At 69.9% G+C, this 21,317-nt stretch carries 19 protein-coding genes and 1 pseudogene; 9 read left to right on the forward strand and 11 right to left on the reverse strand.

Features of this window, described 5'->3' with window-relative positions:
* Window positions 1-168 precede the first annotated feature (168 nt).
* The 10 genes from VGJ24_RS03200 to VGJ24_RS03245 form a co-directional block, all read right to left on the reverse strand.
* On the reverse strand, window positions 169-777 hold the full coding sequence (locus tag VGJ24_RS03200; RefSeq protein ID WP_331499047.1) for an acVLRF1 family peptidyl-tRNA hydrolase: 609 nt from the start codon (window positions 775-777) through the stop codon (window positions 169-171).
* Between the two features lie 7 nt (window positions 778-784).
* Window positions 785-1,528: a maleylpyruvate isomerase N-terminal domain-containing protein gene (locus VGJ24_RS03205; protein ID WP_331499048.1), complete on the reverse strand. Its 744-nt coding sequence runs from the start codon at window positions 1,526-1,528 to the stop codon at window positions 785-787.
* Between the two features lie 105 nt (window positions 1,529-1,633).
* Window positions 1,634-1,984 carry a metal-sulfur cluster assembly factor gene (locus tag VGJ24_RS03210; RefSeq protein WP_331499064.1) on the reverse strand — a complete coding sequence of 117 codons (351 nt, stop codon included), beginning with the start codon at window positions 1,982-1,984 and terminating at the stop codon, window positions 1,634-1,636.
* A gap of 26 nt (window positions 1,985-2,010) precedes the next feature.
* Window positions 2,011-2,475 carry a Fe-S cluster assembly sulfur transfer protein SufU gene (gene sufU, locus VGJ24_RS03215; protein WP_331499049.1) on the reverse strand — a complete coding sequence of 155 codons (465 nt, stop codon included), beginning with the start codon at window positions 2,473-2,475 and terminating at the stop codon, window positions 2,011-2,013.
* 5 nt (window positions 2,476-2,480) lie between these two features.
* The gene (locus VGJ24_RS03220) at window positions 2,481-3,758 is read right to left on the reverse strand and encodes a cysteine desulfurase (RefSeq protein ID WP_414691033.1); all 1,278 of its coding nucleotides are present in this window, start codon (window positions 3,756-3,758) and stop codon (window positions 2,481-2,483) included.
* A gap of 20 nt (window positions 3,759-3,778) precedes the next feature.
* Window positions 3,779-4,549, reverse strand: coding sequence for a Fe-S cluster assembly ATPase SufC (gene sufC, locus VGJ24_RS03225; RefSeq protein ID WP_331499050.1), 771 nt, complete (start codon window positions 4,547-4,549; stop codon window positions 3,779-3,781).
* Window positions 4,546-4,881 carry a non-heme iron oxygenase ferredoxin subunit gene (locus tag VGJ24_RS03230; protein ID WP_331499051.1) on the reverse strand — a complete coding sequence of 112 codons (336 nt, stop codon included), beginning with the start codon at window positions 4,879-4,881 and terminating at the stop codon, window positions 4,546-4,548. Before VGJ24_RS03230 ends, sufC begins: the two co-directional genes overlap by 4 nt.
* On the reverse strand, window positions 4,878-6,062 hold the full coding sequence (gene sufD, locus VGJ24_RS03235) for a Fe-S cluster assembly protein SufD (protein ID WP_331499052.1): 1,185 nt from the start codon (window positions 6,060-6,062) through the stop codon (window positions 4,878-4,880). Before sufD ends, VGJ24_RS03230 begins: the two co-directional genes overlap by 4 nt.
* Window positions 6,063-6,108: 46 nt before the next feature.
* A complete protein-coding gene (gene sufB / locus VGJ24_RS03240; RefSeq protein ID WP_331499053.1) occupies window positions 6,109-7,554 on the reverse strand; it encodes a Fe-S cluster assembly protein SufB in 1,446 nt (481 codons plus the stop codon).
* Window positions 7,551-8,261 (reverse strand): helix-turn-helix transcriptional regulator, encoded by a 711-nt coding sequence (locus VGJ24_RS03245; RefSeq protein WP_331499054.1) that lies wholly within the window; start codon window positions 8,259-8,261, stop codon window positions 7,551-7,553. The genes sufB and VGJ24_RS03245 overlap by 4 nt, the downstream gene beginning before the upstream one ends.
* 113 nt (window positions 8,262-8,374) lie before the next feature.
* Between VGJ24_RS03245 and VGJ24_RS03250 the strand changes: the two genes are divergently transcribed.
* The 4 genes from VGJ24_RS03250 to VGJ24_RS03265 are packed head-to-tail and all read left to right on the forward strand — an operon-like array spanning window position 8,375 to window position 13,379.
* Entirely contained in the window at window positions 8,375-10,708 is a 2,334-nt protein-coding gene (locus VGJ24_RS03250) for a xanthine dehydrogenase family protein molybdopterin-binding subunit (RefSeq protein WP_331499055.1), read from the forward strand.
* Window positions 10,709-10,729: 21 nt separating this feature from the next.
* Window positions 10,730-11,698: an ABC transporter ATP-binding protein gene (locus VGJ24_RS03255; protein ID WP_331499056.1), complete on the forward strand. Its 969-nt coding sequence runs from the start codon at window positions 10,730-10,732 to the stop codon at window positions 11,696-11,698.
* Window positions 11,695-12,468, forward strand: a complete 774-nt coding sequence (locus VGJ24_RS03260; protein ID WP_331499057.1) for an ABC transporter permease — start codon at window positions 11,695-11,697, stop codon at window positions 12,466-12,468. Before VGJ24_RS03255 ends, VGJ24_RS03260 begins: the two co-directional genes overlap by 4 nt.
* Entirely contained in the window at window positions 12,459-13,379 is a 921-nt protein-coding gene (locus VGJ24_RS03265; protein ID WP_414691034.1) for a COX15/CtaA family protein, read from the forward strand. The genes VGJ24_RS03260 and VGJ24_RS03265 overlap by 10 nt, the downstream gene beginning before the upstream one ends.
* Window positions 13,380-13,542: 163 nt before the next feature.
* Here the strand turns inward: VGJ24_RS03265 and VGJ24_RS03270 are convergent, their stop codons facing one another.
* Window positions 13,543-14,493, reverse strand: a complete 951-nt coding sequence (locus VGJ24_RS03270) for a heme o synthase (RefSeq protein ID WP_331499059.1) — start codon at window positions 14,491-14,493, stop codon at window positions 13,543-13,545.
* A 207-nt stretch (window positions 14,494-14,700) separates the two neighbouring features.
* Between VGJ24_RS03270 and tkt the strand changes: the two genes are divergently transcribed.
* The 5 genes and pseudogenes from tkt to VGJ24_RS03295 form a co-directional block, all read left to right on the forward strand.
* Complete coding sequence (tkt, locus tag VGJ24_RS03275) at window positions 14,701-16,731, forward strand: transketolase (protein WP_414691035.1); 2,031 nt, start codon at window positions 14,701-14,703, stop codon at window positions 16,729-16,731.
* 26 nt (window positions 16,732-16,757) lie between these two features.
* Window positions 16,758-17,879 carry a transaldolase gene (gene tal / locus VGJ24_RS03280; protein WP_331499061.1) on the forward strand — a complete coding sequence of 374 codons (1,122 nt, stop codon included), beginning with the start codon at window positions 16,758-16,760 and terminating at the stop codon, window positions 17,877-17,879.
* Window positions 17,876-19,558, forward strand: coding sequence for a glucose-6-phosphate isomerase (gene pgi / locus VGJ24_RS03285; protein WP_331499062.1), 1,683 nt, complete (start codon window positions 17,876-17,878; stop codon window positions 19,556-19,558). The genes tal and pgi overlap by 4 nt, the downstream gene beginning before the upstream one ends.
* Window positions 19,555-21,093, forward strand: a complete 1,539-nt coding sequence (gene zwf / locus VGJ24_RS03290; RefSeq protein ID WP_331499063.1) for a glucose-6-phosphate dehydrogenase — start codon at window positions 19,555-19,557, stop codon at window positions 21,091-21,093. The genes pgi and zwf overlap by 4 nt, the downstream gene beginning before the upstream one ends.
* A pseudogene (locus tag VGJ24_RS03295) lies at window positions 21,090-21,317 on the forward strand (oxidoreductase); the annotation flags it as partial. The gene zwf and the pseudogene VGJ24_RS03295, both read left to right, overlap by 4 nt.

Raw genomic sequence — 21,317 nt, forward strand, 5'->3', positions numbered from 1 at the left:
CCCCACCACCGCCTCAAGACCCACGGACGATGGAGGGTCAAGCAACCCTTCCCCGGCATCCACCTCTGGCGAGACCCCCACGGCACCCACTACCTCGTCGACCACACCGGCACCCGCACCCTCACCCAATCCGCCTGACACCGTGGCTCGACCAACAGCAACTGTCGGTCAGGCGTTCACCACGTCGATGCGAACGGACCGGGCGTCCGCGATCGCGGACTCGAGCACGGCCCGGCGCGGGTCCGGGACGGGTAGCCACGGTGCGGTCACGGTCAGCCCGTGCAGCCGCGGGTCGGCGAGCACCTCGTCGACCGCCGCATGGTCGCCTCCGGTGACCAGCGGCATGGCCGCCCCGCCGAGGATCCGCGCCGCGTGCTCGGCGGCCGCCTCGTAGGCCTGGCGCGCCTGGTTGTCGCGCCGCCGGGCGAACCGCTGCTGGCTCTGGCCCCCGGCCTTGGTCCGGCCCTGCACATGGCGTTGGCCGACCTTGTGCTCCACCATCTTCTCCCCGGCGAGCCGGGCCACCGCGAAGCCGCCCTTGCGGGCGAGCACGATCCCCCACCGGTCAGGGACGGCGACCGCGGCCGCGAAGGCTCCGGGGGCCGCCGGTCCGGCGTACGCGGTCTCGAAGGGCAGCCTGGCGGTGAACGTCGAGCCGTCGGCGGCCCGCCCGGTCAGCGCCCCGTCAGCGACCGTGAGCTCGGTGTGGCCGTGCCGGTGGGCGAAGTTGTCGACCCAGCGCACGAGACGGGCCACCGGCACGAGGACCTCGGTCATCGACCGGTCAGCCCCACGTGACGCGGGCACTCTCGGCCCACAGGTCGAGGCTCTCGTCGCGAATCTCGTCGCTCCGGTTCCACAGGGCCAGGTAGAGCGCGACGGCCGGGCCGCGCAGTACGACGTCGGCCTCCTCGTCACCGAGACCGCGCGTGGTGACCGGCGCCTGTCGGCTGACCGCGACCAGCCAGCGCTCGTCGGCGTCCTCGGGCAGCACCGCGATCGTCATCGGCTCGTCGGCGCGCACGTGCGAGTGCGGCTGTGCGAGGAGGCCGGTGAGCAGCTCGTCGATGCCGTCCAGGGCGACGTCGGTACCGATCCGGGTATCGGCCGCCCGGGGGTAGCGGCCGAGCTCGGCCGACAGCGCGTCCACGGCATGGATCGTCGTCTCGTGGCACTGTCGCCTCGCCCAGAACCGTTTCGGCGCCGGGGAGCCGGCCTGGAAGGACAGCGCCTCGAGCTCGTCCGGCGCGGCCCGGATCGCCTCGACGAGTCGATCGGCGCCGAGGCGCAGCCAGGCGACCGAATCCTTGGCGTCCAGCCCTTCGCGCTCGACCGCGTCCGGGTCCAGCTGTTCCCCGAGCAGCTGTGCCGTCGCCCAACGGTGGACGACTCCCTGGTGCGCGACCAAGCGGCGTACGTCCCAGTCGGGCGTGGTCGGAACGGGTTCCTCGAGCCCCGCCGTCGTGGCTGAGGTGGCGAACGCGTCGACCGCCTCGCGGAGCGCCGCCAGGTGCTGCTCGACCTGCATGCGCGAAAGTGTCGCAGCAGGAGATGCCTCGGCGCCCCTGAGATTTCCTACGGCGCGTGACCAACTACCTGCGGCCGAGCTCTCGGCCGGCGCGGCTGGCGAGCCTCAGACGTTGAACCCCAGCGCCCGCAGCTGGTCGCGGCCGTCGTCGGTGATCTTGTCCGGGCCCCACGGGGGCATCCAGACCCAATTGATGGCGACGTCGTTCACCATGCCCTCCAGGGCGGTGTTCGTCTGGTCCTGGATGACGTCGGTGAGCGGGCACGCCGCCGACGTCAGAGTCATGTCGATGACCGCGTTGGTGTGATCGTCGAGGTGTACGCCGTAGACCAGGCCGAGGTCGACGACGTTGATCCCGAGCTCGGGGTCGACGACGTCCTTGAGCGCCTCGGTGACGTCCTCGATCGTGGTCACCGAGCCGGCCGGCGCACCGGAGGCCTCGGGCACGTCGGGCAGGTCGCCGTGATCGGTCGTGTTGGTGGTCACTTCGTCTCCTCCATCTGGGCGGTCGTCGTGGCGTCCTTCCAGGCCATCCAGGACAGCAGGGCGCACTTGATCCGAGCCGGGAACTTCGCGACTCCGGCGAACGCGATGCCGTCCTCCAGCACGTCCTCGTCCGGCTCGACCTGTCCCTTGCCCTGCATCAGGTTCAGGAACTCCTCGTGGATCTCCATCGCCTCGTCGACCGCCTTGCCGATCACGAGGTCCGTCAGCACGGACGCGGAGGCCTGCGAGATCGAGCAGCCGAGGGCGTCGTACGACACGTCCTCGACCAGCTTTCCCTCCGGCCCGTCCGCGAGGTGCACCCGGAGCGTCACCTCGTCACCGCACGTCGGGTTGACGTGGTGGACCTCCGCCTCGAAGGGCTCGCGCAGGCCCTTGTGGTGGGGGTTCTTGTAGTGGTCCAGGATGATCTCCTGGTACAGGGCATCCAGATCCGTAGGCATGATGGTCAATCCAACTTGAAGTAGCTGCGCGTGTATTCCAGGCCCTCGACGAGCGCGTCGATCTCCGCCGGCGTCGTGTAGAGGTACGACGACATCCGCGTCGAGCTCTGCACGCCGAACCGCTGATGGGCCGGCTTCGCGCAGTGGTGACCGGCTCGGACGGCGATGCCGCGGCTGTCCAGGACCGTCGCCACGTCGTGCGGGTGGACGCCCGGGATCTCGAACGAGATCGCTCCCCCGCGCTGCGCCACATCGAGCGGCCCCAGGATCCTCAAGCCGGGCACGGTGGCCAGACCGTCGAGGGCGTACGCCGTGATGGCCTGCTCGTGCCGATGGACGCTCTCCATGCCCAGTACGGACAGGTAGTCGACCGCGGCGCCGAGCCCGACGGCCTCGACGATCGGAGGTGTCCCCGCCTCGAACTTGTGCGGGATGGGCGCGTACGTCGAGCGCTCCATCGTGACCGTCTCGATCATCTCGCCACCACCGAGGAACGGCGGCAGCTGGTCGAGCACGCTCCGACGGCCCCAGAGCACGCCGATGCCGGTGGGGCCGACGACCTTGTGGCCGGTGAAGGCCAGCAGGTCGGGCCGATCCTCCTCGGGCATGGCCGCGAGGTCGATCGGCAGCTGGGGCGCCGCCTGGGAGGCGTCCACCACGACGAGGGCGCCGACCTCGTGGGCGCGGCGCGCGATCTCGCCGATCGGGTTGACGGTGCCGAGCATGTTGGAGACCCAGACCAGCGAGACGACCTTGGTCCGCTCGTTGATCAGGTCGTCGACGTTCGACAGGTCGAGGTGGCCCTCGTCGGTGACGCCGAACCAGCGCAACGTCGCGCCGGTGCGCTCGCAGAGCAGCTGCCACGGCACGATGTTGGAGTGGTGCTCCATCTCGGTGATCACGACCTCGTCACCGGGACCGACCTGCCGCTCCCCCGCCCAGGCCATCGTGCTCGCGGCGAGGTTGAGCGCCTCGGTGGCGTTCTTGAGGAAGATCACCTCGTCGCGGTCCGGGGCACCCAGGAAGGCCGCGACCTTGTCGCGGGCGTCCTCGTAGGCCGCCGTCGCCTCGGCGCCGAGCTGGTGCATCGCCCGGGCGATGTTGGCGTTGTGCCGCTCGAGGTGGTCGACCATCGTGTCGATCACCACCTGGGGCTTCTGCGAGGTGTTCGCCGAGTCGAGGTACACCAGCGGCTGCCCGCCTCCATCAGCACCGGCCAGCACGCGCGACAGGATCGGGAAGTCCTTGCGGACGACGTCCAGATCCGGGAGCAGACCCTCCATCAGGTTTCCTTTCGACTCACTCACACCGCCGCGGCCTTGACGTACTTGTCGTAACCCTCGGCCTCGAGCGCTTCCGCGAGCTCGGCACCGCCGGACTCGGCCACCCGTCCGGCCACGAAGACGTGGACGTAGTCGGGCTGGATGTAGCGCAGGATCCGCGTGTAGTGGGTGATCAGCAGGACGCCCTTGCCCTCCTGCGCGCGGAAGCGGTTGACGCCCTCCGCCACGATCTTCAGCGCGTCGATGTCCAGACCGGAGTCGGTCTCGTCGAGCACCGCCACCCTCGGGTTCAACAGCTCCAGCTGGGCGATCTCGTGGCGCTTCTTCTCGCCACCGGAGAAGCCTTCGTTGACGGACCGCTGCGCGAACGACGCGTCGAGGTCGAGCTGCTCGAGCGCGGAGTTGACGTCCTTGACCCAGGTGCGGAGCTTCGGCGACTCACCGTCGATCGCGGTCTTCGCGGTCCGCAGGAAGTTCGACACGGAGACACCCGGCACCTCGACGGGGTACTGCATGGCCAGGAACAGCCCGGCCCGGGCCCGCTCGTCGACCTTCATCGCCAGCACGTCCTGGCCGTCGAGGGTGACCGAGCCCGAGGTGATCGTGTACTTCGGGTGGCCGGCGATCGAGTAGGCCAGGGTCGACTTGCCCGAGCCGTTGGGGCCCATGATCGCGTGGGTCTCGCCGTCCTTGATGGTCAGCGTGACCCCCTTGAGGATCTCCTTGTCGGCCACTGACGGGTCGTCGGTGTGGACCGAGACGTGGAGGTCCTTGATCTCCAGGATGCTCATTGGGGTCGTACTCCGTTCAGGGTGGTGGTGACGTCGACGTACACGTCGTTGCCGCGTACCTCGACCGGGAAGGTGGAGACGGGTTCGGTAGCCGGCAGACCGGTCGGCTTGCCGGTGCGCAGGTCGAAGCGCGAACCGTGCAGCCAGCACTCGAGAGTGCAGCCCTCGACCTCGCCCTCGCTCAGCGCGACCGCGGCATGGGAGCAGATGTCCTCGACGGCGAAGAACTCGTCGCCGTCCCTGGCGACCGCGATCTCCTGGTCACCGATCACGGCGGCGATGGCCTCGCCCTCGCGGAACTCGTCGAGGGAGCAGGCGCGCTCGAAGCTCAAGACTCATCACCCCGAGACGTCGTGGGTAAGAGGACATTCTTGGCCAGCTCCGCCTCGACGGTCGCGGCGAGCTGCTCCTCGAGCTCGGGAACGGCGATCCGGCGGATCAGGTCGTTGAAGAACCCGTGTACGACGAGTCTGCGTGCTTCGTCCTCGGCGATGCCGCGCGAGCGCAGGTAGAACAGCTGCTCGTCGTCGAACCGACCGGTCGCTGATGCGTGGCCCGCGCCCTTGATCTCGCCGGTCTCGATCTCGAGGTTGGGCACGGAGTCGGCCTGGCAGCCGTCGGTGAGGACGAGGTTGCGGTTCTCCTCGTAGGTCTCGATGCCCTCGGCGACCTTGCGGATCAGCACGTTCCCGATCCAGACCGTGTGGGCACCCTCGCCCTGCAGCGCGCCCTTGTAGGTCACGTGGCTCTTGGTCTGCGGAGCGGTGTGGTCGACGAACAGCCGGTGCTCGATGTGCTGACCGGCGTCGGCGAAGTAGAGGCCGAGCATCTCGACGTCGCCGCCGGGGCCGGCGTACTCCGCGGTGGTGTCGTGGCGTACGACGCTCCCGCCGAAGGTGACGTCGACGTGCTTGAAGTGCGCGTCGCGACCGACCTGGGCATGCCGGTGACCCACGTGGACGGCGTCGTCCTCCCAGTCGTCGATGCTGACCACGGTCAGCTGGGCGCCGTCGGCGACCACGATCTCGACGTTGTCGGCCAGGGTGGCCGACCCGACGAACCGCAGCACGACGGTGGCTCGACTGTGGCGTCCGGCGGTGATCACGGCGTGGGTCGCGGTCGCGTGCTCGACGTCGGTGCCGGTGAGCGTGACCAGGACCGGTCGGTCGAGCTCGGCGTCCGCGGGGATCGTCACGGCGAAGCGCCGGCCCGCCTCGCGCCATACGCGCGCGGCGATCCGGTCGGTCGGCACGAAGCCGCTGGCCCCCAGGCGCGCATCCCCGGCCTCGAGCCGCTCGACCACGACGCCATCGGGGACGTCGTAGGCAGCGCCGACGCCAGAGCCGTCGAGCGGAGCGTCGCTGTGCAGGCCGCGCAGGCGCTTGAGCGGCGTGAACCGCCAGATCTCCTCGCGACCGGTCGGCACCGCGTGGTCGTCGACCTCGAAGGACCCTTCCGGGTGCAGGTGGGAATCGACGCGTTCGAGCTCGAGCGCGTCGGCAACGGCTGTCACCTTGTGGACTCTCTCTTTCCAGACGTACGACGGGTGGGCACGGCCGTCAGCCGACAGCCCCTTCCATCTGCAGCTCGATCAGGCGGTTGAGCTCGAGGGCGTACTCCATCGGCAGCTCCTTGGCGATCGGCTCGACGAAGCCGCGCACGATCATCGCCATCGCCTCGTCCTCGGCCATGCCGCGCGACATCAGGTAGAAGAGCTGGTCGTCGGAGACCTTCGACACGCTCGCCTCGTGGCCCATGGACACGTCGTCCTCGCGGATGTCGACGTACGGGTAGGTGTCGGAGCGCGAGACCTGGTCGACCAGGAGCGCGTCGCACAGCACGTTGGACTTCGAGCCGTGGGCACCCTCGTTGATCTGGATCAGCCCGCGGTACGACGTGCGCCCACCGCCGCGCGCCACCGACTTGCTCAGGATCGAGCTCGAGGTGTTCGGGGCGGCGTGGACCATCTTGGCCCCGGCGTCCTGGTGCTGACCCTCGCCGGCGAAGGCGATCGACAGGGTCTCGCCCTTGGCGTGCTCGCCGAGCAGGTAGATCGCGGGGTACTTCATCGTCACCTTGGAGCCGATGTTGCCGTCGACCCACTCCATGGTGGCGCCCGCCTCGCACGTGGCCCGCTTCGTGACCAGGTTGTAGACGTTGTTCGACCAGTTCTGGATGGTCGTGTAGCGGCAGCGGCCGCCCTTCTTCACGATGATCTCGACGACCGCGGAGTGCAGCGAGTCGCTGGAGTAGATCGGCGCAGTGCAGCCCTCGACGTAGTGCACGTAGGCGTCCTCGTCGACGATGATCAGGGTCCGCTCGAACTGGCCCATGTTCTCGGTGTTGATCCGGAAGTAGGCCTGCAGGGGGATGTCGACGTGCACGCCCGGCGGCACGTAGATGAAGGAGCCGCCCGACCAGACCGAGGTGTTCAGCGCGGCGAACTTGTTGTCGCCGACCGGGATCACGGTGTTGAAGTACTCCTGGAACAGCTCCGGGTGCTCCTTCAGCGCGGTGTCGGTGTCCTTGAAGATCACGCCCTGCGCCTCGAGGTCCTCGCGGATCGAGTGGTAGACGACCTCCGACTCGTACTGTGCGGCGACTCCGGCGACCAGGCGCTGCTTCTCCGCCTCGGGGATGCCGAGCCTGTCGTAGGTGTTCTTGATGTCCTCGGGCAGGTCCTCCCACGAGGCGGCCTGCTTCTCGCTGGAACGCACGAAGTACTTGATGTTGTCGAAGTCGATGCCCGACAGGTCGGAGCCCCACGTGGGCATGGGCTTGCGGCCGAAGAGCTTCAGGCCCTTCAGGCGCAGGTCGAGCATCCACTGTGGCTCGGACTTCTTCCCGGAGATGTCGCGTACGACGTCTTCGTTCAGGCCGCGCGTGGCGGCAGCCCCGGCGTCGTCGCGGTCGGCCCAACCGAACTGGTAGCGGCCGATGCCCTTCAGCTCCGGGTTGAGCTGCTCGACCTTGGTCGAGCCGTCGGACTCAGCGATGGACGTCATCGAGTGCCTACTTTCGTCGTGGACTGGGGGGTGTGCGGGATGCAGGTGGTGCAGACGCCGTCGCCGTGGGCGATGGTGGCCAGGCGCTGGACGTGGCGACCGAGGACCCGGCCGATCGCCTCGGTCTCGGCCTCGCACAGCTGCGGGAACTCGTGGGCGACGTGGGACACGGGACAGTGCTGCTGGCACAGCTGGTCGCCGGCGGCCAGCCCGTCGAGCAGGGGCAGCGAGCGTACGGATGCGGCGTACCCCTCGCTGGAGAGGACCCGGGCCAGGGCCTCGGCCGGCGTGAGCCCCGGGTCGGCCGCGGTCACCGCGGCGTAGTCGCGCTCGATGAAGGCCACGCGGCGGCGGGCGAACTCGAGCACGGCCTCGTCGCCGCCGGTCTCCGCGAGGTAGCGCAGCGCCTGGACGGCGAGGTCGTCGTACTGCTGGTCGAAGTGGTCGCGGCCCGTCTCGGTGATCGCGAACACCTTGGCCGGACGGCCCCGACCACGCGTCGCGGTCGGCCGCGGGTCTCGCGCCTCGAGGGCGCCCTCGGCGAGGAGATGATCGAGGTGCCGGCGTACGGCGGCCGGCGTCAGGTCGAGCCGGTCGGCGAGGGCCGCGGCCGTCGAAGGTCCGTCCACCAGGATCGACCGCACCACGCGCTCGCGCGTCGGCTGGTCCCCGGCGGTCGGCTCGACCACTGTCCCTTCGAATTCCACAACACCAGTGTGCCGTTAATGTTTTGGGTGATTCAAGTAAGGGTCACCTAACCCTGATTTTCCGAGGCGTCCTACCGGAGAGCGTCGCCGGTTAGGGCGGTAGGGTGGCGGCCATGCCGGGATCGATCCTTGGAACCGAGGTCCGCCGCGTCGAGGACGAGGAGCTGCTGCTCGGGAAGGGCACCTTCGTCGACAACCTCCAGAGCCAGGGCGTGGCGCACGCGGTCTTCGTCCGCAGCCCGTTCGCGCACGCGCGGATCACCGGCATCGACACCGCCGAGGCGGCGAAGGCCGACGGGGTGCTCGGCGTCTTCACCGCCGACGACCTCGGCCGCGAGGGGCTCGCCAGCTTCGCGAACGTGAACGAGCTGGCGCCGCGGGCGGCGCTGGCGGTGGACAAGGCACGGTACGCCGGCGACCCGGTCGCCCTCGTGGTCGCGGAGACGCGGGCGAAGGCGATGGACGCCGCGGAGCTCGTCGACGTCGACTACGACGACCTGCCGGCCGTGATCGACATGGAGGAGGCGCTGGCCGACGGCGCGCCGCTGCAGTTCGAGGCGATCGGCTCCAACATCGCCACGATCCGGGCCGCCAAGGACACCGCGGACGTCCTCGACGACGCCGACCACGTGGCCCGGGTACGGATGGTCAACCAGCGGATCGCCACCGCTCCGATCGAGGGCAACGCGATCCTGGTCCGGCCCACCGACACGGGCATCGAGGCGTGGGTGTCGACCCAGCACCCCCACATGGCCAAGGACCTGCTCGCCAAGGCGATCGGGGTCGAGGCGGAGCACGTGCGCATCGTGGCGCCCCACGTCGGCGGCGCCTTCGGCGGCAAGGCCGGCACCAGCTCCGACCACGCGGCCATCGCGATCGCCGCTCGCAGGCTCGGGCGGCCGGTGAAGTGGGTCGAGACGCGCAGCGAGGCGATGCTGTCCATGCAGGGCCGAGGGCAGGTGCAGTACGCCGAGCTCGGCGTGAGGAACGACGGCACCATCACCGGCCTGCGGCTGCGAGTGCTGGGCGAGTGCGGCGCCTACGCCGGCTTCGGCGGCGCCCTGGCTGTCGGCCCGACGTACATCATGACGCCGGGTCCGTACGTCGTGCCGCGGATGCGCTTCGACGCCATCGCGGTGATGACCAACACCGCGCCCGTCGGCGCGTTCCGCGGCGCGGGAAGGCCCGAGGCCGCGGCCGCTATCGACCGCGTCCTCGACCTCGCCGCCCAGGAGCTCGGCATCCTGCCCGACGAGATCCGGCGGAAGAACCTGATCCCGAAGGACGCCTTCCCGTACCGGACGCAGACCGGCCAGACCTACGACGTCGGCGACTACGAGCTCACACTTCAAGAGGCGATGCGGATCGCGGACATCGACGCGGCCCGCGTCGAGCAGCAGCGCCGCATCGACGCCGGCGAGACGAAGCTGCTCGGCATCGGCCTGGCGACGTATGTCGAGATCACCGGCTTCGGCGGGTCGGAGTTCGGCTCCGTGCAGATCCACAAGGACGGCTCCGCCACCGTGATGGCGGGCACGTCGGCGCACGGCCAGGGACACGCGACGTCGTTCTCGATGATCGTCGCGGACACCCTCGGCATCCCGCTGGAGAAGATCAGCTACCGCCAGTCCGACACCGCGGTCGTCCGCACGGGCGGCGGCACCGGGGGCTCGCGGTCGCTTCAGCTCGGCGGGAGCGCCGTCAGCAAGGCCGCCGACGAGACCCGCGACCAGGCCCTCGCGGTGGCCGCCCGGATGCTCGAGGCCAATCCCGCGGACATCTCACTCGAGGACGGCGTCTTCACCGTCGCCGGGGTCCCGGACGTGGCGGTCTCGTGGGAGCAGCTGGCTCCCTACGCCCATGAGCACGACGGCGGACTCGGCGTCGACACGGACTACACCCAGGACGGCGCGACGTTCCCGTTCGGCGCCCACGTCTCGATCGTGGAGGTCGACACCGAGACCGGCCAGGTGAAGCCGCTGCGCCACATCCTCGTCGACGACTGCGGTCGCATCGTGAACCCGCTGATCGTGGCCGGCCAGCAGCACGGCGGCGGCATCCAGGGCATCAGCCAGGCGCTCTGGGAGGAGATGGTGTACGACGCGGACGGCACGCCGATCACGAGCTCGTTCGCGGACTACGCCATCCCGACCGCGGCGGACGGGATCATGCTGGAGGCCTCGAACACCGAGACTCCGACACCGGTGAACCCGATCGGCGCCAAGGGGATCGGGGAGTCCGCGACCATCGGCGCCACCCCGGCCGTGCAGAACGCCGTGGTCGATGCGCTCAAGCACCTCGGCGTGAAGCACATCGACCTGCCCTGCACGGCCGAGCGCGTCTGGCGCGAGATCCAGAACCCGCGCTCCGACGTGTGGCGCGAGCCGCCGGCGGCGTTCGACGGGCTGCAGGGCGGAGGCGACGAGCCCGACATGGTCGAGGCCTAGCGCGCTTCCTACACTTGGCGCGTGTCAGCCCCTCCGCCCGCGCGGCCCACTCGTGACGGAGCAGGCCCGGCCGTCGCGATCGACGGGCTGGTCATGCGGTACGGCGAGAAGGTCGCCGTCGACGGGCTGTCGCTGACCGTGGACCGGGGCACCATCACCGCTGTGCTCGGCCCCAACGGTGCCGGGAAGACCACCACGCTCGAGACCGCCGAGGGATACCGGCGCCCGCACGCCGGGGCGGTGCGGGTGCTCGGGCTCGATCCGGTGACCGACCGGCGCGCGCTGCTCCCCCGGATCGGCGTCATGCTCCAGGGGGGCGGGGCGTGGAGCGGCGTGCGGGCCGACGAGATGCTGCGCCACATCGCCCGGCTGCACGCCCACCCGCTCGACCTCGACGCGCTGTCCGAGCGGCTCGGCCTCGGCGAGTGCGGGCGCACGCCGTACCGACGTCTCTCGGGGGGCCAGCAACAACGTCTGGGACTCGCGATGGCAATCGTCGGACGTCCCGAGATCGCGTTCGTCGACGAACCGACCGCCGGCATGGACCCGGCCGCTCGCCGTACCACGTGGAAGCTGCTCGAGGAGCTCCGCGGTGCCGGCGTCACCGTCGTCCTGACCACGCACTACATGGAGGAGGCCGAGCGTCTCGCCGACCGGATCCACATCATCGACCACGGCCGCCTGATCGCCAGCGGGTCCCCGCTCGAGCTCACCCGCGGCGGGCACTCCGCGACCATCAGACTGGTCGTCACCAAGCCGTTCCCTCCGGACGCCCCCCTGTCCTTGCGGCGCGCGCTGGGCGACCGGGTCGAGGTGATGCTGCTCGACGAGCTGAGCATCGTGGTCACCGGCCCGGCCGACGCCTCCAGCCTGGCGGTCGTCTCGCGCTGGTGCGAGGAGAACGGCGTCCTCCCGGAGTCGCTGACCCTCGGTCAGCGCACCCTCGAGGACGTCTTCCTCGAGCTCACCGGACGGGAGCTCGCGTCGTGAGCCTCGACGAGCTCGACCTCTCCCCACGCCCCGGCGCTGCGCCGTTCCTGCAGATGGTGGCGGCCCAGTCCGCGATGGAGGCCCGGCTGATGCTGCGCAACGGCGAGCAGCTCCTGCTCGCCGTGGTGATCCCGGTGATCGTGCTGATCGGTGGCGTGAAGGGTGCCGCCCACCTGAGCCTCGACCTGGCGCACCGTCCGGTGGACGTCTTCACCCCCGGCGTGCTCGCACTGGCCGTGATGTCGACGGCGTTCACCTCGCTGGCGATCGCGACCGGCTTCGAGCGGAGGTACGGCGTCATCAAGCGCCTCGGCTCGTCACCGCTCCCCCGGTCCGGACTGCTCGCGGGCAAGGTCGGCGGGCTGCTGGTCGTCGAGGCGATGCAGGTCGCCGTGATCATGGTCGTCGGCCTCGCCCTCGGCTGGGATCCGGCCGACGGGCTCCTCGGCGCCCTCCTCGCCGTGGTCGTCGGCACCGGCACGTTCGCGGCGCTCGGGCTGTTCGTGGCCGGCATCCTGCGCGCCGAGGCCACGCTCGCGGCGGCCAACCTGATCTACCTGCTGTTCCTGGCTGCCGGCGCGGTCGTGCTCCCGAGCTCGTCGTACGGCGCGTTCGGCCACGTCACCGCGTGGCTCCCCTCCGGGGCCATGGGTGGCGCGATGCGGCACGCCTGCCTCGACGGCGGCGTCGCCTGGCGCGACCTCGGGGTGCTGCTCCTGTGGGGCGCGCTCGGCACCTTCCTCACCGCGAAGACGTTCCGATGGGAGTGAGCCCCCCGAGAACCAGCGGAGTGCTGCGTCGGCTCGCGTGGGCCACCCTCGTCGCGAACATCCTGCTGATCGTGACCGGCGGTGCGGTGCGCCTGACCGGCTCCGGACTCGGCTGCCCGACCTGGCCGCGCTGCACCGACTCGTCGTTCACCCCGCATGGTGAGATCGGGCCGCACCAGCTGGTCGAGTTCGGCAACCGCACCCTGACGTTCGTCCTCGTCGCGATCGCGGTCGCGACGTTCGTCGCGGCCCGCCAAGCCGCTCGTCAGCTCGGCCGACCGGACCTGCTGAGGCTGGCGGTGGTGCTGGCTCTGGCGATCCCGGCCCAGGCCGTGCTCGGTGGGATCACCGTGCTCACGGACCTGAACCCGTGGGTCGTCTCGCTCCACCTCGTGCTCTCCCTGGCGATCGTGTCCCTCGCGGTGCTCTTCCTGCACCGGCTCGACCATCCGCCGGTCGCACCGGCCACCGGGGTCGTCCCCACGCTCGCGTGGACGACGTACGCCGCGACCTGGCTGGTCATCTACGCCGGGACCGTGGTCACCGGCTCCGGCCCCCACGCTGGTGATGCCAGCTCACCGCGCAACGGCCTGGACCCGCTGCAGGTCAGCCAGTTCCATGCCGACCTGGTGTTCCTCCTGATCGGTCTCACCGTCGGGATGTGGTTCGCGCTTCGCGCGACCGGCGGCGACCTACGACCGGTCACCGCCCTCGCGGCGGTCGAGGTGGCCCAGGCCGCGGTCGGGTTCATCCAGTACTTCGCGGGGCTGCCGGTGGCCGTGGTCATGCTGCACATGCTCGGTGCCGGGCTGGTGGTCGCGGCGGCGACGTGGCTGCTGGTCACGGTGCGCGAGCCGGCGCCGACGCCCGACGTGGCGACCGGGGCGACGCGGCGCGGGGCACTGGGGTGACCGAGCGAAGAAAGTGGACGACGATCGGCCTGCACCCCCGTGGGCAGGCCAACCGTCGTACCTATACCGACGCACAGTAGGCGTGTTCGGTTGCCTCACACAGCCCATTTCTTGGTGAACAGCAGGTGTCGGCCAGGGGCACCGACCGGACGGAGCTGCCCGGTCAGTGCAGCAGAGGCTCGAGTGCGACGCCCACGAACAGCAGTGACAGGTAGAGGTTCGAGGCGTGGAACAGCACCATCGGCCTGATCACGCTGAGGTCCTCGGTGCCGCGGGTGCGCGCCCACATCCGGTGCGCCTGCACCAGGAACGCCCCGCCCAGCACCGCGGCCACCACCGGGTAGAGGAGGCCGGTCCCGGCGACCGGCCAGAGCAGCAGCGAGGTCGCCACCATCACCCAGCTGTAGATCACGATCTGACGACCCACGACCTCGGCTCGCGCCACCACCGGCAGCATCGGGACGTCGACACCGGCGTAGTCCTCGCGGTAGCGCAGCGCCAGCGCCCAGGTGTGGGGCGGTGTCCAGAAGAACACGACGAGGAACAGCACCACGGGGGGCCACGCGAGGTGGCCGGTGACCGCGGTCCAGCCGATCAGGGCCGGGAAGCAGCCGGCCAGCCCGCCCCAGACGATGTTCTGCGTCGTACGCCGCTTCAGCAGCATCGTGTAGACGAAGAGGTAGAAGCACTCGGCCACCACCGAGAGCAGCGACGACAGCGGGTTCACCCAGACGTACAGGATCACGGTCGCCAGCGCCCCCAGCACGACGCCGAAGGTCAAGGCCGCCCGGGGCGTGACGATGTGGCGCGGGATGGCGCGACGACGAGTACGCCGCATCTGCTCGTCGATGTCACGGTCGTAGACGCAGTTCAGGGCCGACGCCGAGCCGGCCGAGAGAGCGCCGCCCACGACGGTGGCGACCACGAGACCGAGATCGGGGACCCCGCCCGCCGCGAAGAACATGACCGGGACGGTCGTCAGCAGGAGCAGCTCGATGACCCGCGGCTTGGTGAGCCCGACGTACGCCGAGACGACGTCTCGGTAGGTGCCGGGTCCGGTCGTCCGAGTCGCTTCTGGCGCATCGCTGGCCGCGCGGTGGCCGACGTATGTCACACAGGGTCCTCGGGTACGAGTGGGTCGTGAGCAGGCGCCTCGCAGTCTATCTCCCGACCTGAGTAGGCTCGGAGACGCCTGAGCAGGTGCCCGCATGGGCATGGATCCGACCCGTTCGGAAAGGGACTCCGCGTGAGCACGACACCCGCCAAGCTGGACTGGAACGAGCTCGACGACACGGCCGTCGACACCGTCCGAGTCCTGGCCATGGATGCCGTCCAGAAGGTCGGCAACGGTCACCCGGGCACTGCGATGAGCCTCGCGCCCGCTGCCTATCTCCTGTTCCAGAAGGTTATGCGGCACAACCCGGCCGATCCCCACTGGCCCGGCCGCGACCGCTTCGTCCTCAGCTGCGGGCACTCGAGCCTGACCCTCTACATCCAGCTGTACCTGGGCGGTTGGGGGCTCGAGCTCGACGACCTCAAGAGCCTGCGCACCTGGGGCAGCAAGACCCCCGGCCACCCGGAGTACGGCCACACCGCCGGCGTCGAGACCACCACCGGCCCGCTCGGACAGGGCGTCGGCAACGCGGTCGGGATGGCGATGGCCGCCCGGCGCATGCACGGCATGCTCGACCCGAACGTCGCGCTCGGAGACTCACCGTTCGACCATCACATCTACGCGCTGTGCTCCGACGGCGACATCCAGGAAGGCGTCTCCGCGGAGGCCTCCGCGCTCGCCGGCGTCCAGCAGCTGGGCAACCTCACGCTGATCTACGACCACAACCGGATCTCGATCGAGGACAACACCGACATCGCGCTCGCCGAGGACGTCGGCGCGCGCTACGAGGCGTACGGCTGGCACGTCCAGCACGTCGACTGGACTCACGGCGGGACGACGTACGAGGAGGACGTCCCGGCCCTGTACGCCGCGATCCGCGCCGCCGAGGCGGTCACCGACCGGCCGAGCTTCATCGTCCTGCACACGATCATCGCCTGGCCCGCTCCGGACGCGCAGAACACCGGCAAGGCCCACGGCTCCGCGCTGGGCGAGGACGAGGTGGCCGCCACCAAGAAGGTGCTCGGCTTCGACCCGGCGCTCAACTTCGAGGTGCCACCGGGCGTGCTCGACCACACACGGCTGGCGGTCGACCGCGGCAAGGCTGCGCAGTCCGAGTGGGACGACGCGTTCACCGCGTGGTCCAAGAAGCCGTCGGCCGACGTGGCCCTGTTCGAGCGCCTCCAGACGCGCACCCTGCCCGAGGGCTGGGCCGACCACCTGCCGACGTTCGAGGCCGATGAGAAGGGCATCGCGACCCGGGTCGCCTCAGGCAAGGTGATCAATGCCCTCGCCGAACACATCCCCGAGCTCTGGGGAGGCTCGGCCGACCTGGCCGGCTCCAACAACACCACCATCGAGGGCGTCCCGTCGTTCCTGCCCGGCGACCGCGCGACCAAGATGTGGAAGGCCGACCCGCTGGCCGGTCGGGTGCTGCACTTCGGCATCCGCGAGCACGGCATGGGCGCGATCATGAACGGCATCGCCGCCCACAGCGGCACCCGCGTCTTCGGCGGCACGTTCCTCACGTTCTCCGACTACATGCGGGGTGCCGTCCGGCTCTCGGCCGAGATGAAGCTGCCGGTCACCTACGTCTGGACGCACGACTCGATCGGCCTCGGCGAGGACGGCCCCACCCACCAGCCCGTGGAGCACCTCGCGGCCCTGCGAGCCATCCCCGGCCTCGACATCGTGCGGCCGGCCGACGCCAACGAGACCGTGGCGTGCTGGCAGACGATCCTCGAGCAGACCGACCGCCCGGCCGGCCTGATCCTCAGCCGGCAGAACCTTCCGACCTTCCCACGCGGGGTCGACGGCTACTCCGACACCAGCAACGTCCACCGCGGCGGATACGTACTGCTCGATGTCGAGGGCGGGCTGCCCGACGTCGTGCTCGTCGGCACCGGGTCCGAGCTGCAGCTGGCGGTGAAGGCGCGCGACCTGCTCGCCGCGGACGGCGTACGCGCACGCGTGGTCTCGATGCCGTGCCGGGAATGGTTCGATGCCCAGGAGGCTTCCTACCAGGAGACGGTGATTCCGCCGACCGTGAAGGCACGGGTCTCGGTCGAGGCAGGAGTCGCGCAGGGCTGGCGGGAGGTCGTGGGCGACCACGGCCGGATCATCTCGCTGGAGCACTACGGCGCGTCCGCCGACTACGCGCGGATCTACCAGGAGTTCGGCATCACCGCCGAGGCGGTCGCCGCGGCGGCCCAGGACAGCATCCGGAGCGCCACCGACTGACGCTTCCCACGAAAGAGGAGTGGAACATGACCGACCGCCTGCAGCAGCTCTCCGACGCGGGGGTCTCCATCTGGCTCGACGACCTCTCGCGCGAGCGCCTGGAGACCGGCAACCTGGCCGAGCTCGTCGCGAACTCCCATGTGGTCGGGGTGACCAGCAACCCCTCGATCTTCCAGGCCGCGCTCAACGATGGCGAGCGCTACGACCCGCAGATCCGCGAGCTCGCCGCCCGGGGCGCCGACACGGACGAGACGGTCCGGGTCCTCACCACCGACGACGTCCGGGACGGCTGCAAGGTGCTTCGTCCGGTCTTCGACGCCACCGACCACGTCGACGGACGCGTGTCGATCGAGGTGTCCCCCGGTCTCGCTCACGACGCCGAAGGCACCGTCGCGGAGGCGGGCGACCTCTGGAAGACCGTCGGCGAGCCCAACCTGTTCATCAAGATCCCCGGCACCAAGGAGGGCTGCCCGGCGATCACCGAGACGCTTGCCGCCGGGATCAGCGTCAACGTGACCCTGATCTTCGGTCTCCAGCAGTACCACGACGTGATGGAGGCCCACATCGCCGGCTTGGAGAAGGCCCGGGACAACGGCCACGACCTGTCGACGATCCACTCGGTCGCGTCGTTCTTCGTCTCCCGCGTCGACACCGAGATCGACAAGCGCCTGGACGCCGCCACCTCCGGGCCGGGAACCGACCCGTCGCTGAAGGGCAAGGCCGGCGTCGCCAACGCACGGCTGGCCTTCAAGGCGTTCGAGGAGTTCTACACCGGTGACCGCTGGGCATCCCTCGAGGCGGACGGCGCCCGGCTGCAGCGGCCGCTGTGGGCCTCGACCGGCGTGAAGAACCCCGACTACGACGACACCATGTACGTCGTCGACCTGGTCGTCGAGGACACCGTCAACACGATGCCCGAGAAGACCATGGACGCGGTGGCCGACCACGGCGATATCCGGGGCGACCGGATCCGGCCGTTCTACGACGACGCCGCCGCACACCTGCGCGCGCTGGCCGACGCCGGCATCGACTACGACGACGTGATCGCGGTGCTGATCAAGGAAGGCGTCGACAAGTTCATCAAGGCCTGGTCCGAGCTGGGCGAGACGGTGGCCCAGGCCCTGGAAGCGGCCAAGTCGCAGTCGTGACGGAGTCCCCCGTCGACCCCACCACCACCGCGGCGTGGGCACGCCTCGCCGAGATCGCGGACGGCTTCACGCCGGATCTGCGGGCGTGGTTCGACGCCGATCCCGACCGGGTGACCCGACTCGGGTTCGAGGCGGCCGATCTCCACATCGATCTGTCGAAGTCCCTGCTCGACGACGACGTGCTGACCGCGCTGCTGGCGCTCGCCGACGAGGTCGGGGTCACGGCTCGGCGCGAGGAGATGTTCGCCGGTCGCCACATCAACGTCACCGAGGACCGGGCCGTGCTGCACACCGCGCTCCGGCTCCCGGCCGACGCGCACCTGGAGGTCGACGGCCAGGACGTCGTCGCCGACGTGCACGACGTACTCCGGCGGGTCTACGCGTTCGCCGACAGCGTGCGTAGCGGCTCGTGGACGGGTGTCACCGGCGAGCGGATCACCACGGTGGTCAATATCGGCATCGGTGGATCAGACCTCGGACCGGTGATGGCCTACGAGGCGCTCGCGCCGTACCGCCAGGACGGGCTCGAGTGCCGCTTCATCTCGAACATCGACCCCACGGACGCAGCGACCACGCTCGCCGGGCTGGATCCGGCGACCACCCTGTTCATCGTGTCGAGCAAGACCTTCGGGACGCTCGAGACGCTCACCAACGCCCGCCTCTGCAAGGCCTGGCTGCTCGGCGGACTCAGCGGCTCCGACCCGGCCGAGGCGGTCAGGAAGCACTTCGTCGCGGTGTCGACCGCGCTCGACCGGGTGGCGGCGTTCGGCATCGATCCCGAGAACGCGTTCGGCTTCTGGGACTGGGTCGGCGGCCGTTACTCCATGGACTCCGCGATCGGTACGTCGCTCGCGGTCGCCATCGGCCCCGAGCGCTTCGCCGAGCTGCTCGCCGGGTTCCATGCGATGGACGAGCACTTCCGCAGCACCGAACCCGCTCGGAACGTGCCGCTGCTGCTCGGCCTGCTGAACGTCTGGTACGCCAACTTCCTCGGCGCCCAGAGTCACGCGGTGCTCCCCTACTCCCAGCTGCTGCACCGGTTCCCGGCGTACCTCCAGCAGCTGACGATGGAGTCGAACGGCAAGGGTGTGCGATGGGACGGCAGCGCCGTCACCACGACGACCGGCGAGGTGTTCTGGGGCGAGCCCGGCACCAACGGGCAGCACGCGTTCTACCAGCTGATCCACCAGGGCACCCGACTGATCCCCGCCGACTTCATCGCGTTCGCCAACCCGGCGTACCCGCTCAAGGACACCCATGACGGGCAGAGCATCGACGTGCACGAGCTCTTCCTGGCGAACTTCTTCGCCCAGACCAAGGCGCTCGCGTTCGGCAAGACCGCCGACGAGGTGCGGGCCCAAGAAGATCCGGGACAGCGGACCTCGGAGGCGATCGTGCAGGCAAGGGTCTTCACCGGGAACCGGCCGACCACCTCGATCATGGCGCCGGAGCTGTCGCCGTCCGTGCTCGGCCAGCTGGTCGCGCTGTACGAGCACATCACCTTCACCCAGGGTGCCGTGTGGGGCATCGACAGCTTCGACCAGTGGGGAGTGGAGCTCGGCAAGCAGCTGGCCCAGCAGGTCGGTCCGGCCATCGCCGGGGACGCCGAGGCGCTGGCGGGTCAGGACGAGTCCACCCGATCCCTGATCGCCTACTACCAGGAGAACCGTCGCCGATGACGCCCCCGACGACCCGCTGGGTCAACCCGCTGCGAGACCCCCAGGATCGGCGTCTGCCACGGATCGCGGGACCGTGCGGCATGGTGCTGTTCGGGGTCACCGGCGACCTGTCACGCAAGAAGGTCATGCCGGCGATCTACGACCTCGCCAACCGCGGGCTCCTGCCACCGGGCTTCAGCCTCACCGGGTTCGCCCGACGCGACTGGGCCGACGAGGACTTCGCCCAGGTCGTGCACAACTCGGTCAAGGAGCACGCCCGCACGGAGTTCCGGGAGGAGGTCTGGAAGCAGCTCGCCCAGGGCTTCCGCTTCGTCCCGGGCAACTTCGACGATGACGTCGCGTTCAACACCCTGCGACGCACGATCGAGGAGCTCGACGAGGCCCGTGGCACAGGCGGCAACCATGCCTTCTACCTCGCGATCCCGCCCGGATTCTTCGGCAACGTCGTCGGACAGCTGAAGGAGCACGGGCTGGCGCAGGCGGCCGAGGGCTCCTGGCGCCGGGTGGTGGTGGAGAAGCCGTTCGGCCACGACCTGCAGTCGGCACGCGAGCTGAACACCACGCTGGCCGAGGTGTTCCCCTCCGGCTCGATCTTCCGGATCGACCACTACCTGGGCAAGGAGACCGTCCAGAACATCCTCGCGATGCGCTTCGCCAACGCGATGTTCGAGCCGATCTGGAACTCCAACTACGTCGACCACATCCAGATCACCATGGCCGAGGACCTCGGCATCGGCGGCCGCGCCGGCTACTACGACGGCATCGGCGCCGCGCGCGACGTGATCCAGAACCACCTCATGCAGCTGATGTCCTTGGTCGCGATGGAGGAGCCCACGTCGTTCGACGCCGAGAGCCTGCGCGTCGAGAAGCTCAAGCTGCTCTCGGCGGTCACGCTCCCGCGCCGCCTCGACCTCACCACCGCGCGTGGCCAGTACGCCGCCGGCTGGCAGGGCGGCGACAAGGTCATCGGCTTCCTCGAGGAGGAGGGCGTCCGGAAGACGTCGACCACCGAGACGTACGCCGCGGTCACCCTGCACGTGGACAACCGGCGCTGGGCCGGAGTGCCCTTCTACCTCCGCACCGGCAAGCGGCTCGGCCGGCGCGTGACGGAGGTGGCCGTCGTCTTCAAGCCCGCACCGCACCTCCCGTTCGCGAAGACCGCGACCGAGGAGCTGACCCACAACGCACTGGTGATCCGGATCCAGCCGGACGAGGGCATGACGATCCGATTCGGTTCCAAGGTGCCCGGCACCGCGATGGAGATCCGCGACGTGAACATGGACTTCGCCTACGGCGGCTCGTTCACCGAGTCCAGCGCGGAGGCCTACGAGCGACTGATCCTCGACGTACTCCTCGGCGACCCGCCTCTGTTCCCACGCCACGCAGAAGTGGAGCGGTCCTGGCAGATCCTCGACCCCGTGCTGGACCACTGGGCCGCCAAGGGCAGGCCCGACCAGTACGAAGCGGGCACCTGGGGGCCGCCTTCCGCGGACAAGATGTTGGCCCGTGACGGACGTGCATGGAGGCGACCATGATCGAGCTGATCGAGACCAACGCGTCGAAGATCGCGGCCGAGTTCGTGGCCGCACGGATCCGGGCCGGCAGTCCGGCCATGGGGATGGTGATGACGCTGGTGATCGTGGTCGACGAGGACGGCGCGCCCGACGCGATGCGGGTCGCCCGCCAGTCCTCGCACGAGCACCCTGCCCGGGTCCTCGGCGTGATCCTCGGTGATGCCCGTGGTGCTCCGCAGGTCAAC

Source organism: Nocardioides sp., assembly GCF_036493135.1.
Lineage (GTDB): Bacteria > Actinomycetota > Actinomycetes > Propionibacteriales > Nocardioidaceae > Nocardioides.

Coding starts and splice junctions, on each gene's coding strand:
- sufC (WP_331499050.1), bottom strand. CDS start 4,549: ATGAGCATCCTGGAGATCAAGGACCTCCACGTCTCGGTCCACACCGAC.
- VGJ24_RS03220 (WP_414691033.1), bottom strand. CDS start 3,758: ATGGAGGGTCTGCTCCCGGATCTGGACGTCGTCCGCAAGGACTTCCCG.
- tal (WP_331499061.1), top strand. CDS start 16,758: ATGACCGACCGCCTGCAGCAGCTCTCCGACGCGGGGGTCTCCATCTGG.
- VGJ24_RS03250 (WP_331499055.1), top strand. CDS start 8,375: ATGCCGGGATCGATCCTTGGAACCGAGGTCCGCCGCGTCGAGGACGAG.
- zwf (WP_331499063.1), top strand. CDS start 19,555: ATGACGCCCCCGACGACCCGCTGGGTCAACCCGCTGCGAGACCCCCAG.
- tkt (WP_414691035.1), top strand. CDS start 14,701: ATGGATGCCGTCCAGAAGGTCGGCAACGGTCACCCGGGCACTGCGATG.
- VGJ24_RS03200 (WP_331499047.1), bottom strand. CDS start 777: ATGACCGAGGTCCTCGTGCCGGTGGCCCGTCTCGTGCGCTGGGTCGAC.
- sufU (WP_331499049.1), bottom strand. CDS start 2,475: ATGCCTACGGATCTGGATGCCCTGTACCAGGAGATCATCCTGGACCAC.
- VGJ24_RS03265 (WP_414691034.1), top strand. CDS start 12,459: ATGGGAGTGAGCCCCCCGAGAACCAGCGGAGTGCTGCGTCGGCTCGCG.
- VGJ24_RS03205 (WP_331499048.1), bottom strand. CDS start 1,528: ATGCAGGTCGAGCAGCACCTGGCGGCGCTCCGCGAGGCGGTCGACGCG.
- sufB (WP_331499053.1), bottom strand. CDS start 7,554: ATGACGTCCATCGCTGAGTCCGACGGCTCGACCAAGGTCGAGCAGCTC.